Origin of the sequence: Kribbella soli (assembly GCF_004331345.1) — a bacterium.
GTDB lineage: Bacteria > Actinomycetota > Actinomycetes > Propionibacteriales > Kribbellaceae > Kribbella > Kribbella soli.
In genome coordinates, this window is the sequence record NZ_SJJZ01000001.1 from 2,037,291 (window position 1) to 2,050,263 (window position 12,973).

Here is a 12,973-nt window from a genome sequence, read left to right on the forward strand (position 1 = left end):
TACCATACGTCGTATGGTTAATGGCGGCAAGCGCTCCGGGCGGCCCCGCGCCGGGGAGGAGCGGCTGAGCCGGGACGCGATCCTGACCGCCGCGCTCGGGATCGTCGACGACGAGGGCATCGACGCGCTGACCATGCGACGGCTGGCGGCCACGCTGAAGGTCAACCCGATGTCGCTGTACCACCACCTGCCGAACAAGGCCGCCGTCCTCGCCGGTCTCGCGGAGCTCGTGTTCGCCGGCCTGGAACTCCCGGATCCGGGCGACGCCGTTCCGTGGGACGAGCAGCTCAAGCAGGCCGCCCGCGCCTACCGCGACGGTCTCCGACAGCACCCGAACCTTGCGCTCCAGGTGCTGTCGGACGCGTCCGCGGTGTCGGACGTCGTCGTGGTGACGATGGAGCCGTTCTACCGGGCCCTCGACCGGGCCGGCCTCGCACCGCGCGAGATCTTCGAGGCGGCGAACACCCTGATCGACTTCATCCACGGCTTCAGCCTCGGCGAGGCGTCGGTGCGCGCGGAGACGTTCGAGCTCGCCCCCGACCTGCTCACCCGGGTCCGCGCGCTGCCCGCGCACAAGGCCCCGACCCTGAGCCGGATCGTCAACGACCTCGGCGCGGACGGCCTCGCCTACGACTTCGACAGCGGCTTCGAGTCCGGACTGTCCACCTTGACCGCGGGTATCGCGGCGACGGTCCGCCGCCGGTAACGCGAGACCGCAACCCCGAGCAGGCACAGCAGACCACCGGCGTAGGCGAGCGGCGCCGGACTCTCGCCGAGCAGCAGCCAGCCGAGGAAGATCGTGATCGGTGGGACGAGGTACGTCGTGGCGCCCATCCGTCCCGCTGTCGTCCGAGCCAACGCGTAGGCCCAAGTGGTAAAGGCGATCGCCGTCGGGAACGCGCCGAGGAACACCACCCACCAGATCGTCGAAGGCCGCACCTCCCGGACCAGCGCGGGCCCGAACGGCAGGCAGGCAACGGCTCCGATCACGCACGACAACCAGGTCACCTCCAGCGCGGGCAGTCGTGCGAGCAGCGGCTTCTGCGACACGACTCCGATCGCGTACGCCGCTGCGGCCGCCAGGCAGAGCACAACTCCCCACGCCTCGGCGTCACCATCCGCAGACGACAGCCCGATCAACACGACCCCGCCGAACGCAACCGCGCTCCCGATCACCAACTGCCGCGGAAAGCCCTCCTTCAGCAACACCCCAGCCAGCAACGCGATCAGCAGCGGCCCGATGTTCACGAGCATCGCCGTCGTTCCTGCATCCAGGTGCCGCTCCGCCGCGTTCAGGGCGACGTTGTATGCGCCGAACCAGAGCAACCCGCACACCAGTAGGAGTTTCCAGTCTTCACGAGCCGGCCATCGCCGCGGCCGGGTGAACACGAAGATCCCCAGCAGCACACTGCCGACCAGCAGCCGCCCGAGCGACAGCGCGCCGGCTGACATCTCCTGGCCGACGTGGCGGATCGCGACGAACGCCGACGCCCACAACACCACCGTCACCGCGGCCGCGCCGGCGGCGAGCACACCCTGTTTCCTCATGCTTGTACAACGTCCTCGAAGCTCATGATGTGAGGCTAGGTATCGGACGCTTCGGCGCTCACCGAACTGCGCGGTGACGGCAGCGCGAACGGTACGACGAACGCCGTCAGCAGCACCGGGATCGTCAACGCCGCCACAAGGATCGACATCGTGAACCACACCGATCCGAGCGCGAACCCGCCGTACACCGCGATCGCGGAGACCTCCGCGAACAACCCGGACACCGACGTCACGGTCGCCCGCGCCGGGCCGGTGATCGCGTCCTGCAGGCGCGACTCGGATACCACGATCACCAGCTGCATGAGCCCGTACCCGAGCGCGATCGGCAGGAACCCCCACGCCGACCGGCTCAGCGATCCGGTCGCGATCAGTACCGCGGTCGCCGCGAGTGCCGTCGCGAAGAGTGCTGCAGGCAACGTGTACGCCCGCCCCGCGAGCGCACTGCCGATCGCCTGCGCCGCCACCGTTCCCGCGATCAGCAACGGGATCACGCTCGTCGCCGCGCCGGTCTCCCGGGCGAGCAACGGGAAGTACTCATCGAACGCGAGGAAGCCGCCGAGCAGCGCGACCAGTGCAACGGCCCGCCGGACCAGCCGACTCGTCAGCACCTCCGTCACGCCGGATCTCAGCATGTGCAGATAGTTGCCGAACGCCGCCCGCGTCCCCCGCTCGTCCGACTCCCGGGCGGCCTCCACTGGGCGCGCCTCGGGCAACGACCACGCAACGCCCGCCTGCGCCACACAGCTCAGCACGCTGACCACACCGGCCAACGTGTAACCGCCGAGGTTGAACAGCGGCATCGCCAGCGCGGTCGCGGCCAGGTTCATCACGAACGACGCGGATCGCGCGCGACCGAGCAGCGTCGGGTAGTGCTCCGTACGGTCCCGCGCGGCGAGTTCGTCGTACACGAACGCCTCGTAGGTCCCGGAGATCAGCGCCGACGACGTACCCCAGAGCACGAAGCCCAGGGCGAATCCGGCGTACGACGGGAGCGTGATCCAGGCGGCGTACCCGAGACCGCTAAGCAGCGCGCCGAGGATCAGCAGCTTGCGCCGCGAGTACGAGTCCGCCCAGGCGCCGGACGGCACCTCGAGGACGAACCCGGTCGCCGACCAGATGACGAACAACGTCGAGATCTGGGCAGCCGACAGCCCGTGGTCGTCGAAGAACAGCTGGTACAGCGGGTAGAGCGGGATGAAGTCCTGCAACGCCTCGAAGGCGACGATGCGGACCGACAACCCTCGGTCAGCGGGTCAGGGGTGCGGGCGCGGAAGTGTCATAGCGACGACGATACGGCATAAATCAGGCGCGGATCAGGGGAAATATCGGTCAGAGTAGAGCGATGGGAGACGTCAGCGAACGATTCTGGGCCAAGCTGCCTGACGGCAGCCGGGACGCCCTCGTGGACCGGTTGAGCCAGTCCGAGTTGCAGTCCGTCCTGCTGGACGTGACGCGTCAGCGCGCGGCCAAGGTGACGCCGGCGCGGCTCTTGCAGCGCTGGCGGCAGGACCGGTTCGTGCAACCGTCGACCATCGACCCGCGAGAGCTGGTGCAGACGCAGCAACGGTTGTGGGGGTTGCTCCCGGAGAAGTTCGACGGCGTGCAGCTGTCTCCGGTCACGCCGCTGGGCACATCGTCGGCGATCGCGACGATCAACCAGCACCAAGTGGTCAGCACGATCCGCGGTACCGAGGTCGCCAGCGATCCGACCAACGAGCTGGCGATCGAGGCCGCCGTACGACGTCGCGCCGGGCAGGACCGCGTACACCTGGCGGCCTGTCAGCGGGTGGTGCGCGCCCAGCCGTTCGACGGTCCGGGGATGTCCGCGCACTTCGAGCTGTTCGTGCTGGTGTCGAGCGCGCGGGACACCGGGTCGTGCCGGACCGAGGCCGAGTTGCTGATCGACCACCTGAGCTTCTGGCACGCCGTACTCGGCGACAAGGCCGAGCTCACGTTCACCGCCTTCACGGAGTCGGCAGTGCGCGACCGGATCGAGGACACGGTCCGTCCGGCGCTCGGTGTCGCGTTCACCGAGGACGCCGAGCGGACCAAGAGCGCGAGCTACTACGCCGGCACCGGGCTCGGCATCGACCGCGCCGGCGAAGGGCTGGGCGACGGCGGCTTCACCACGTGGACGGCCGACCTGCTCGGCGACGCAAAGGAACGCTGCCTGACGTCCTGCATCTCGACCGAACGCCTGACCGTCATCGGAGCTTGAGCAGGCCCGCGTCCGTCAGGCGGAAGCCGCACGCATCTTCGTAAAAGGCTTTGAGGTGCGGCTCGTAGTCGACATGCAGCCATTCACACCCGGCCTTGCGAGCCTCCTCGGCCGCGGTCAGCACGAGCTGCTTGCCGATCCCCTGTCGCCCGTGATCCGGGTGTACGGCGGTGTCCAGCACGAACGCGTGGGCACCGCCGTCCCAGCACACCTGCACGAACCCGATCAGCTGATCGTTGCTGAAGGCCCCTACCCAGGTCAGCGCCCACCGCTCCAGCCGCTCCGCCCACGGCTGCACGTCCGGTTCACCCTCGAACGCGGCAGCATGCAACGCGGACAACTCCGGATCATCGACCGGAAAACGTACGACGTACCTCACAGCATCACCACCGCAGCTTCGAGGCGAGCGTTCCACTCTCCACCCTCGCCGTCGGGCAGATCCGACATGCTCAGATACCCCTGCACCATCACCGACGGCAGCACCACGTCGAGCCCGTCAACCGCACCGTACGCCGTCAACGCTTCCGGCCACCGTGACGGTTCAACGGACGACACCAGGAACCACGCGAGATCCAGTACGCCGGGCGCCGCCGACACGTCCTCCCAGTCGAGCAACGCCACATGCCCGTCGGGCCCGGTCCGCATGTTCTGTGCGGATGCGTCGCCGTGAGCCAACGTCAGCTCCCCCGCCCGCGCTACGTCTGCCTCGGCCTGCAGCACTCTCCCGACCAGTCGCTCGCCGTACGCACGCACCGGCGCGGACAGATCGGACCGCCGCGCCAACGCCGGCCACGTGCGGTCGTAGAGCTCGGCCACCAGTTCGTCGCCTGCACCGGGCGCTCGCAGCCATGCCCACTCGTCGTGCGCTCGGCCGCGCCAGCGGTCGTGGAGTTCGCGTAGGGCCCGCGCACCGGCGTCAGGCTCGGCGCCCGGCGTCCAGTCGGACAGGTCTTCCAGGACGAGCAGCGTTCCGGAGGCATCGGACTCCGCCTGGTAGCAGTCCGGCACGCGGACGCCGACGATCGGCGCGATCTCGCGGTAGAACCGGACCTCGGACTCGAACATCTTCAGGACAGCCGGGATCGACCCCGGTGCGGCGGGCGCGCGGCGCTTGACATGGTTCGGCACCAGGTCAGGCTAGGTACATCGGCCGTCCGGCGTGACTGATTTTCTAGGCGACGAGCGTGTACGCCGTGGTCGGGCCGGAGTAGGCGCGCGGGCCGGACGGAATCCGGCGGGACGCGGGGTCCTCGACGCGGATCGCGGCGGTCTGGAGACGGATCGGCAGCGTGGACCGGACCGCGGTGGTCAGATCGAACTGCACCTCGGCGAGCAGGTCGGACAACTCCAAGTCCAACGCCCGGCAGATCGCGGCGAGGATCTCCGAGGACGGCTCCTTGCGGCCGCGCTCGATCTCGGACAGGTACGGCACCGATACTTGGGCCAGCTCGGCGAGCTCACGCAGGGTGATTCCCCGCTCGCGCCGCAGCCGGCGGAAAACGCTTCCGATCACCTGGCGTAGCAACACGTCTGGCCCTCCTCGCCTCCGGATCTCCTGTACCGAGTGTGCCACCCCAGGAAGGTCCACCGCCCCGAATCTGCCCTGAGCAGATTCCCCACACCGTTCTGCCCGCAGCAGAAACCCACTTTGAGCCCGCACCAACCATTTTCGCGGCCGAGATTTGGTTGGTGCGTGCTCAAAGACCGATTCAGGCGAGGGTGAGGGCTTGGGCTAGGTCGGCGGTGAGGTCTTCGGGGTCTTCTAGGCCGAGGCTCAGGCGGAGTAGGGCGTCGGTTGGTTTGGCCTCCGACGCGACCAGGCGGTGGGTCAGGGCGGCGGGGTGCTGGATGAGGGTGTCTACGCCGCCTAGTGAGACGGCGTGGGTGATGAGCTTCAGGCGGCTCGCCACCCGGGACGCCGCTTCGTAGCCGCCGCTGAGCGTGAACGCGAGGACCGCGCCCGGCCCCGCCTGCTGCCGTCCGATCAGCCCGGCCGGATCGGTCAGGCCCGGGTAGTGGACCCGCTCGACGGTCGGCTGCGCGGACAGCCAGTCCGCGACCTTGATGGCGGTCGCCTGCTGCGCCCGTACTCGAACAGGCAGCGTCTGCAGTCCCCGGTGCAGTTCGTACGCCGCCAACGGGTGCAGCAGGCCACCTGTCACAGCGCGGATCTGCCGAAGCCGGCCGACCCACTCCACGCCGGCCGCGACGACGCCACCCATCACGTCGCCATGACCGCCGAGGTACTTGGTTGCCGAGTGCAACACCAGGCTCGCCCCGTGCCGAGCCGGCTGCTGCAGGACCGGCGTCGCGAAGGTGTTGTCCACCAGGACCGGTACGTCGCCGGCCGCGGTCGCGACGTACGCGATGTCGACCAGGTCGACGGTCGGGTTCGCCGGGGTCTCGACGATCACCAGGCCGGTGTCCGGGCGGATCGCTCCGGCGACCTCGCTCGGCTCGGCGTAGGTGACAGTTGTCCCCAGGAGGCCTGTGGACAACAGGTGGTCGGTGCCGCCGTACAGGGGGCGTACGGCGACCACGTGTGGACGGCCCGCGGCGACAGTGGCGAGCAGGCACGCGGTGAGCGCGGCCATGCCGGACCCGAAGGCGACCGCGCCGTCGGTGTGCTCGAGCTCAGCGAGCGCGTTCTCGAAGCGCGCGACGGTCGGGTTCCACAGGCGCTGGTAAACGAGGCTCCCGCCGTCGGGGCCGCGGCCCTCCGCGAGTGCGTCGTACGACGCTCCGCCGGTGTGGACGTCGGGGAGCGGATAGGTGGTGGACAGATCGATCGGGGGGACGTGGACGCCGAGGGCGGCCAGGTCGTCGCGGCCGGCGTGGACGGACCGGGTGTCGAGTTGGGTCATCACTGCCTCCTCCACCTGTGGACAAGTGAGGAGACTGTGGAATCTTCTGCGAGGTTCACGCAATAGTTCCGAAGAAAATTCGTCCACAGGGTCATCCACACGCTGTGGATTCTGTGGATGAGCTCTACAGTGGAGGTATGCCGAAGGATCGTCGGAGCCCGGGACCGGCTCCGCGGCCGGTGCCTGAAGGGGTCGACGAAGTGGACCGGACGCTGGTCGGACTGCTGACCGCGGACGGCCGGATGCCGAACAACGCGCTCGCCGAGGCAGCCGGCATCGCGCCGTCGACGTGTCTGACCCGTGTCCGGTCACTCCGCGAGCGCGGGGTGATCCGCGGCTTCCACGCCGACGTGGACCTGGCCGCGCTGGGTCAGCCGCTGCAGGCGCTGATCGCGATCCGCATCGGCGCGCACTCCCGCGACGAGATCGACCGCTTCCGCACGAAGGTCCCCCGGCTCCCCGGGGTCCTGTCGCTGTTCCACGTCAGCGGCGCGAACGACTACCTGCTGCACGTCTCTGCGGCGACGCCGGACGCGCTGCGGGAGTTCGTGCTCGACCACCTGACCGCCGATCCAGCGGTCAGCCACGCGGAAACGAGCCTCATCTTCGAACACGTCCGCGGGACCCCGGACGCGCACCACTCACCAAAGTCACGAACGCCGGCAAGCTGACGCTCGAGCGACCCAGGGAACCGGTCGTTCGCGGGGGTTGGTGAGTGCCGCAGGATCAGCGCGGCTTCAGGCCCCAGGCCTCGGCGAGGAGCTCGAACGAGCGGCGGCGTTCCGCGGGGTTGTGGATGTTCGTGGTGATGATCAGCTCGTCGGCGCCGGCCGCGATGGCCTTGCGGCGGAGCTCGTCGGCGACCTGGTCCGGCGTACCGACAGTGACCAGGCCGGTCCAGTCCTCGATGGCCGCCTCTTCGGCCTCGGTCCACGGGTACTCGGCCGCTTCCTCGGGGGACGGGAGCGGGCCGGGGCGGCCGGAGCGGAGGCGGAGGGTGGAGAGCGCGTTGGCTCGGGCAAGTTGTGCGGCCCGTTCCTCGGTCTCGGCGACGATCGCGGCCAGCGCCAGGATCGCGTGCGGCCCGCCGTCGTGCTCGAGGCGCTGGTAGTTCGCCTTGTACTCCGAGATCACGCCGGCCGGATCGAGCGTCCCGAAGTGGCCGGCGTACGCGAACCCCGTCCCGAGGGCGGCGGCAGCCTGACCGCCGTACGTGCTGGACCCGAGGATCCACACCGGCGGCAGCGGTACGTCGTCCGGTTGCGCGCTGATCGGCGCGAACGGATGCCCTGCCGGGAACCCTTCGGCGTACGCGCGGAGTTCGGCGTACTGCTCGGTGAAGTCGTCCGCCCCGAGCGCCTCGCGGCTGCGGCGCAACGCGAGCGCCGTGCGCTGGTCCGTGCCCGGTGCCCGCCCGAGGCCGAGGTCGATGCGGTCCGGGTACAGCCCGCCGAGGACCCGGAACGTCTCGGCGACCTTGAGCGGGGAATGGTTCGGCAGCATGATTCCGCCGGATCCGACCCGGATCGTCGACGTCGCGGCCGCCACCGCCGCGATCATCACCTCGGGGCTGGTGCTCACCACGCTCGGGATGTTGTGATGCTCCGCCAGCCAGAACCGGTGATACCCGGCCGCCTCGGCGGTGCGGGCCAGTTCCAGCGTCTCGTGCAGCGCCTCCGACGGCCGCGTACCTGTCGGCACCGGCGAGAGATCGAGCACGGACAGGGGCATCGGTTCGGCGGTCACGTTTACAAGCCAACCATCGCCAGCGGCGGGCTATTCCGGACGGCCATGCAGGCAGAACTGCCGAATTCGGGAGGTTTCGGGGGCCCAAACAGGGGTTCTGCCTGCGGGGCGGTCCGCTAGCCCGGGTACGGCTGGTTGGCGCGGGCGTCGCGGAGAGAGCGTGCCCACCACGCGAGTTGGCGGAGCAGTGCAGCGGCGGCTGCGGTCGTGGTGGGATCGGCCGGTTCGCCCTCGGTGAAGTCCTCTTCGCGGAAGCCGAGGCTGTCGCGGATCGTCACCGCGTGCAGTTCGCCGAAGACGAGCCGGAGTTGCTCGGCCGCGCGAAGCCCGCCCGAGCGTCCGCCGTACACCACGAAGCCGACCGGTTTCGCGTACCAAGGCCGGCGTACGGCGTCGATCGCGGTCTTCACGTCGCCCGGGTACGCGTGGTTGTACTCCGCCGTGACGATCATCACGGCGTCGGCGTCCTCGATCCGCCCCGGCAACTCGGTGAGCGGCACCACACTCAGGTCGATCAGGTCCAGCTTGAACTCGTCCGCGCGCTCGACCTCCCGCGCGAACCACCGCGTGACCGCCGTCCCGAACCGCCCGGCGTCGAGGTTGCGCGTCAGCACGACGAGCCGCAGCGGATGAACTGTCACGACGAGTGACGCTAATACCTCAATAAGACTTGAGGTCAAACCGTCTCATCTACGGGCCGGTACCGGTGCGGACCGCAACCCCGCGATCGCCAGTCCCGCGACCACCAACGTCACGACCCCGAGCGGCCACCGCACCGCCGCGATCAGGATCTCGCCGAACAGCACCAGCATTCCGGCGCACAAGGCGGCCGCACCGATCGCCACACCGAACCCGGACCGCCTGCGACCGTTCAGCAAGCCGAGCGCGACCAGCGCGACAATCACCACGAACGCCGTCGGGAAGACACTGAAGATCGCCACATAGCCGTGCGGATCACAGGTCGGCTCGTCGCAGGGCATCGACAGCATCGTCACCGGCTGCAGGATCGCCGCGACCACGATCACCAGCATCCCGACCGCGTTGGCCGGCCAGAGCCAGGGCTTCGTCTTCACTCGACAGCCGACTGCTGGTCGGACGGCTGCTGGTCAGGTGGTGCGGCGGGTGGGGTGGTGGTTTCGAGGTTGGTCTGGGCAGCGTTCATGAGTGGAGTCTGGTCCCCCAGGACGCCGACGGTCTGCCAGGCGTTCGTGACCGCGGCGAGTTGCGGTGACTCGTCGCCGAAGAGATCGCGCGCCACGGCCTGGGTCACGGCGGCGAAGTCCTTGAAGCTGGCCGACGACGAGACGTTCCCCGACGTCAGCGTCGAGTACCAGATCTGGCCGGCGTCGTCGTACGCGTTCCCGCCGAGCTCCGCCGCGACCAGGTAGAACGCACGGTTCGGGATGCCCGAGTTGATGTGTACGCCGCCGTTGTCGTCGGCAGTGTCGACGTACCCGGACATGTCGGCCGGCTGCGGGTCCTTCCCAAGCCGCGGATCGTCGTACGCCGTCCCGGGCGCCTTCATCGACCGCAGCGCGATGCCCTGCACACCGGGCTGGAACAGTCCCGCCCCGATCAGCCAGTCGGCGTCCGCGGCACTCTGACCGAGGGCGTGCTGCTTCGCGAGCGACCCGAAGACATCCGAGATGCTCTCGTTCAGCGCGCCCGACTGGCCCTCGTACGCGAGATTCGCGGTGTACTGCGTGACGCCGTGGGTCAGCTCGTGGCCGGTGACATCGATCGACGCCGTGAAGTTCCCGAAGATCTCGCCGTCCCCGTCGCCGAACACCATCTGCGCGCCGTCCCAGAACGCGTTCGCGTAGCCGCGGTCGTAGTGGACCGTCGACGTGAGCACCAGGCCGGCGCCGTCGATCGAGTCGCGCCCGTAACACTCCTTGTACATCGTCCACGTCGCGCCGGTGCCGTCGTACGCCTGGTTCGTCGTCTGATCCGTAACCGGGTCGTCGCCCTCGGAACGAACCAGAGTGCCCGGCAGGTCGGTCCCGTTCTCCGCGTCGTACACCTTGCGCTGCCGGCCGCCCGCCGCTGCGGCCACGCGCTCACGACCGGCCGCGGGCCGCGTTCGCAGTACGGCGTCGTGCTGCAGGGACTGCCTGATCCGGGCACGAACGCTGGGGTCACCCGCGGATCGCTCGAGCTGCTCGAGCAGGTACGGCGGGACGATGGCGTGGAACACCACTACAGGAAAACCCGGGCACCGGATAAACTCAAGGATTTGTGGCTGCCGCCGGGAGAATTCCACAAATGCGGCTTGAACCAACGGCACGGATTTTAACACAAGGGACAGGAATTGCCGAATCCAGTCGATACCGAACAGGCCAACCTGATCACGTTCTACGCGGCGCTGGACGCCGAGCGGGAGCGCACCGACGCACGCGCCGACGACGAGCAGCTGGTCCACACCCGCAACGCCCAGGCGCTGCACCAGCGCGACGGCCGGATCCGTGACCTCAAGCTCCGGCAGGCCCGGCTGAACGCCGCCGAGGAGGGCCTGTACTTCGGCCGCCTGGACGCCGCCGACGGCGAGATCCTGCACCTCGGCCGGATCGGTCTGCACGACGAAGACTACGAACCCCTGCTGGTGGACTGGCGTGCACCGGCGGCGCGGCCGTTCTACATCGCGACCGCGGTGGCCAACCACGACGTCGTCCGCCGCCGGCACATCCAGACCCGGCTACGGCGCGTGGTCGACGTCCAGGACGAGCAGCTCGATCTCGGACGGGAGGCCGCCGACGCATCCAAGCCGGGCACCGGCGTGATCGGCGAGGCCGTGCTGATGAAGGCGCTGGAGGCCCGCCGGACCGGCCGGATGGAGTCGATCGTGCAGACGATCCAGGCCGATCAGGACCGGATCATCCGCTCCGAACTGCCCGGAATCCTGGTTGTCCAAGGTGGCCCGGGCACCGGAAAGACGGCAATCGCACTGCACCGGGCAGCATTTCTGTTGTACACGCATCGTGAACAACTGGAAAAGCGCGGAATTCTCGTTGTCGGGCCGAATGCGGCGTTCCTGCGGTTCATCGGCCAGGTGCTGCCGTCACTCGGTGAGGAAGGCGTCCGGCTCGTCACGATCGCCGAGTTGTTCCCGGGCGTGAACGCGACCCGCCCGGAGTCTCCGGAGAGCGCCGAGGTGAAGGGCCGGACGGTGATGGCCGACGCGATCGCGAAGGGGGTCACCGACCGGCAGTGGGTTCCCGAACGCCCGGTCCACGTGACCGTCGAACGCACCGAGCTCACCCTCGACCCTTCCGTGTGCGAGACAGTCCACGCACGAGTCCGCAACCGCAACCTCACCCACAACCAGGCGCGTCCGTTCGTCCTCAACGAGTTCACGGACCACCTCACCAATCAGTACGCCGAACTGATCGGCACCGACCCGCTCGACGGGGAGCAGTTGCTCGACGAGTACGACCTCGCCGAACTGCGCAGCGAGGTGCTCGCGGAGCCCGCCGTACAGGCGCTGCTCGAACAGCTCTGGCCGATGCTCAGTCCACAGCGGCTGCTGGAGGATCTGTACGGCGACGAGGACCGGCTCGCGTCCGCGGCGCCGCAGTTGTCCGCGCTGGATCGCGAACACCTGCTGCGGTACGGCGACGACTGGAGTCAGTCCGACGTACCGCTGCTGGACGAGGCGGCGGAACTGCTCGGTGACGACGGGTCCGAGGCCGCACGTGAGCGGGCCGCGCGGGCACGCGCAATCGCTTATGCACAAGGGGCTCTGGATGTGCTCGCCGGTTCTGGTTCGACCGACTTCGACGAGGACGACGAGGCGGAAATCCTTACTGCCAAGGACATTCTCGATGCCGAGGCGTTCGCCGAGCGGTACGAGGCGGACGACGACCGGACGCTCGCCGATCGCGCGGGCGCGGACCGGCGCTGGACGTACGGTCACGTGATCGTCGACGAGGCGCAGGAGCTGTCGCCGATGGCGTGGCGGGCGATCGCGCGGCGGTGCCCACTGCGGTCGATGACGGTGGTCGGTGACGTGGCGCAGACGAGTTCGATCGGCGGCGGTACGTCGTGGTCGTCCGCGCTCGATGAGACGTTCGGCGATCGTTGGCGGCTGGCGGAGCTGACGTTGAACTACCGCACGCCGGCCGAGGTCATGAAGCTCGCGCACGCCGTACTGCGCGAGGTCGACCCGTCGGCACGGGCGCCGCAATCGGTCCGCTCCACGGGCGTGAAACCGTGGCACGTCGACGTACCGGCGGCTGAACAGGCCCTGTACGTCTACAAGATGGCGGCCGAGGAGACGGCGTACGGCGAGGTCGGTGTGATCACGTCCCGCAGCCGGCTCGAGCTGATCCAGGAGGCCGTCGACGGACTGTCCGGCGTCACGGTCCTGACCGCCCGCGAAGCCAAGGGCCTCGAGTTCGACTCTGTCCTGGTGGTCGACCCGGACGGCATCGTCATCGAGTCTCCCCGCGGCCTCCGCGACCTCTACGTCTCCCTGACCCGCTGCACCCAACGCCTAGGAGTGGTCGGCGAACTACCCGACGTACTCGAGAGTTCGGCCGCCTGGAACACCGACCGCTGACGCCCTGTCGGCGGCACGCCCGCAGACTTACTGTCGAAG

The 12,973-nt window shown here is 69.0% G+C and carries 14 protein-coding genes; 4 read left to right on the top strand and 10 right to left on the bottom strand.

What is annotated here, in order from left to right:
* Window positions 1–13: 13 nt before the first annotated feature.
* The gene (locus E0H45_RS10185; RefSeq protein WP_131336408.1) at window positions 14–706 is read left to right on the top strand and encodes a TetR/AcrR family transcriptional regulator; all 693 of its coding nucleotides are present in this window, start codon (window positions 14–16) and stop codon (window positions 704–706) included.
* Here the strand turns inward: E0H45_RS10185 and E0H45_RS10190 are convergent.
* Both E0H45_RS10190 and E0H45_RS10195 read right to left on the bottom strand, forming a co-directional pair.
* Window positions 628–1,548: a DMT family transporter gene (locus tag E0H45_RS10190; protein ID WP_131336410.1), complete on the bottom strand. Its 921-nt coding sequence runs from the start codon at window positions 1,546–1,548 to the stop codon at window positions 628–630. The two genes, E0H45_RS10185 and E0H45_RS10190, sit on opposite strands and share 79 nt — an antisense overlap.
* A 35-nt stretch (window positions 1,549–1,583) precedes the next feature.
* The gene (locus E0H45_RS10195; protein WP_202872244.1) at window positions 1,584–2,786 is read right to left on the bottom strand and encodes an MFS transporter; all 1,203 of its coding nucleotides are present in this window, start codon (window positions 2,784–2,786) and stop codon (window positions 1,584–1,586) included.
* 104 nt (window positions 2,787–2,890) lie between these two features.
* Between E0H45_RS10195 and E0H45_RS10200 the strand changes: the two genes are divergently transcribed.
* Window positions 2,891–3,766 carry a hypothetical protein gene (locus tag E0H45_RS10200; RefSeq protein WP_165546400.1) on the top strand — a complete coding sequence of 292 codons (876 nt, stop codon included), beginning with the start codon at window positions 2,891–2,893 and terminating at the stop codon, window positions 3,764–3,766.
* On the opposite strand, the gene E0H45_RS10205 is transcribed toward E0H45_RS10200, so the two are convergent.
* The 4 genes from E0H45_RS10205 to E0H45_RS10220 all read right to left on the bottom strand — a co-directional run bounded on the left by E0H45_RS10205 (window position 3,753) and on the right by E0H45_RS10220 (window position 6,630).
* Window positions 3,753–4,145: a GNAT family N-acetyltransferase gene (locus tag E0H45_RS10205; protein WP_131336412.1), complete on the bottom strand. Its 393-nt coding sequence runs from the start codon at window positions 4,143–4,145 to the stop codon at window positions 3,753–3,755. The genes E0H45_RS10200 and E0H45_RS10205 overlap by 14 nt on opposite strands.
* Window positions 4,142–4,894 (bottom strand): phosphotransferase family protein, encoded by a 753-nt coding sequence (locus E0H45_RS10210; protein ID WP_131336414.1) that lies wholly within the window; start codon window positions 4,892–4,894, stop codon window positions 4,142–4,144. Before E0H45_RS10210 ends, E0H45_RS10205 begins: the two co-directional genes overlap by 4 nt.
* Before the next feature lie 43 nt (window positions 4,895–4,937).
* On the bottom strand, window positions 4,938–5,294 hold the full coding sequence (locus tag E0H45_RS10215; protein ID WP_131336416.1) for a helix-turn-helix domain-containing protein: 357 nt from the start codon (window positions 5,292–5,294) through the stop codon (window positions 4,938–4,940).
* 181 nt (window positions 5,295–5,475) lie between these two features.
* The gene (locus E0H45_RS10220; RefSeq protein ID WP_131336417.1) at window positions 5,476–6,630 is read right to left on the bottom strand and encodes a trans-sulfuration enzyme family protein; all 1,155 of its coding nucleotides are present in this window, start codon (window positions 6,628–6,630) and stop codon (window positions 5,476–5,478) included.
* A gap of 137 nt (window positions 6,631–6,767) precedes the next feature.
* Between E0H45_RS10220 and E0H45_RS10225 the strand changes: the two genes are divergently transcribed.
* On the top strand, window positions 6,768–7,301 hold the full coding sequence (locus E0H45_RS10225; RefSeq protein ID WP_131336419.1) for an Lrp/AsnC family transcriptional regulator: 534 nt from the start codon (window positions 6,768–6,770) through the stop codon (window positions 7,299–7,301).
* A gap of 55 nt (window positions 7,302–7,356) precedes the next feature.
* Here the strand turns inward: E0H45_RS10225 and E0H45_RS10230 are convergent, their stop codons facing one another.
* The 4 genes from E0H45_RS10230 to E0H45_RS10245 form a co-directional block, all read right to left on the bottom strand.
* Window positions 7,357–8,376, bottom strand: a complete 1,020-nt coding sequence (locus E0H45_RS10230) for an LLM class flavin-dependent oxidoreductase (RefSeq protein WP_238154888.1) — start codon at window positions 8,374–8,376, stop codon at window positions 7,357–7,359.
* Window positions 8,377–8,492: 116 nt separating this feature from the next.
* Window positions 8,493–9,017 carry an NADPH-dependent FMN reductase gene (locus E0H45_RS10235; protein ID WP_131336421.1) on the bottom strand — a complete coding sequence of 175 codons (525 nt, stop codon included), beginning with the start codon at window positions 9,015–9,017 and terminating at the stop codon, window positions 8,493–8,495.
* Between the two features lie 45 nt (window positions 9,018–9,062).
* Window positions 9,063–9,449, bottom strand: a complete 387-nt coding sequence (locus tag E0H45_RS10240; RefSeq protein ID WP_131336423.1) for a hypothetical protein — start codon at window positions 9,447–9,449, stop codon at window positions 9,063–9,065.
* Window positions 9,446–10,573, bottom strand: a complete 1,128-nt coding sequence (locus E0H45_RS10245; protein WP_131336425.1) for a M4 family metallopeptidase — start codon at window positions 10,571–10,573, stop codon at window positions 9,446–9,448. The genes E0H45_RS10240 and E0H45_RS10245 overlap by 4 nt, the downstream gene beginning before the upstream one ends.
* Before the next feature lie 114 nt (window positions 10,574–10,687).
* Here E0H45_RS10245 and E0H45_RS10250 point away from each other — a divergent pair, with 114 nt between their 5' ends.
* The gene (locus tag E0H45_RS10250) at window positions 10,688–12,934 is read left to right on the top strand and encodes a HelD family protein (protein WP_131336427.1); all 2,247 of its coding nucleotides are present in this window, start codon (window positions 10,688–10,690) and stop codon (window positions 12,932–12,934) included.
* The last annotated feature ends 39 nt before the right edge of the window (window positions 12,935–12,973 follow it).

Bases quoted from the DNA above. Each gene is read 5' to 3' on its own strand.
- E0H45_RS10185 (WP_131336408.1), top strand. From the start codon at position 14: ATGGTTAATGGCGGCAAGCGCTCCGGGCGGCCCCGCGCCGGGGAGGAG.
- E0H45_RS10190 (WP_131336410.1), bottom strand. From the start codon at position 1,548: ATGAGGAAACAGGGTGTGCTCGCCGCCGGCGCGGCCGCGGTGACGGTG.
- E0H45_RS10200 (WP_165546400.1), top strand. From the start codon at position 2,891: ATGGGAGACGTCAGCGAACGATTCTGGGCCAAGCTGCCTGACGGCAGC.
- E0H45_RS10220 (WP_131336417.1), bottom strand. From the start codon at position 6,630: ATGACCCAACTCGACACCCGGTCCGTCCACGCCGGCCGCGACGACCTG.
- E0H45_RS10225 (WP_131336419.1), top strand. From the start codon at position 6,768: ATGCCGAAGGATCGTCGGAGCCCGGGACCGGCTCCGCGGCCGGTGCCT.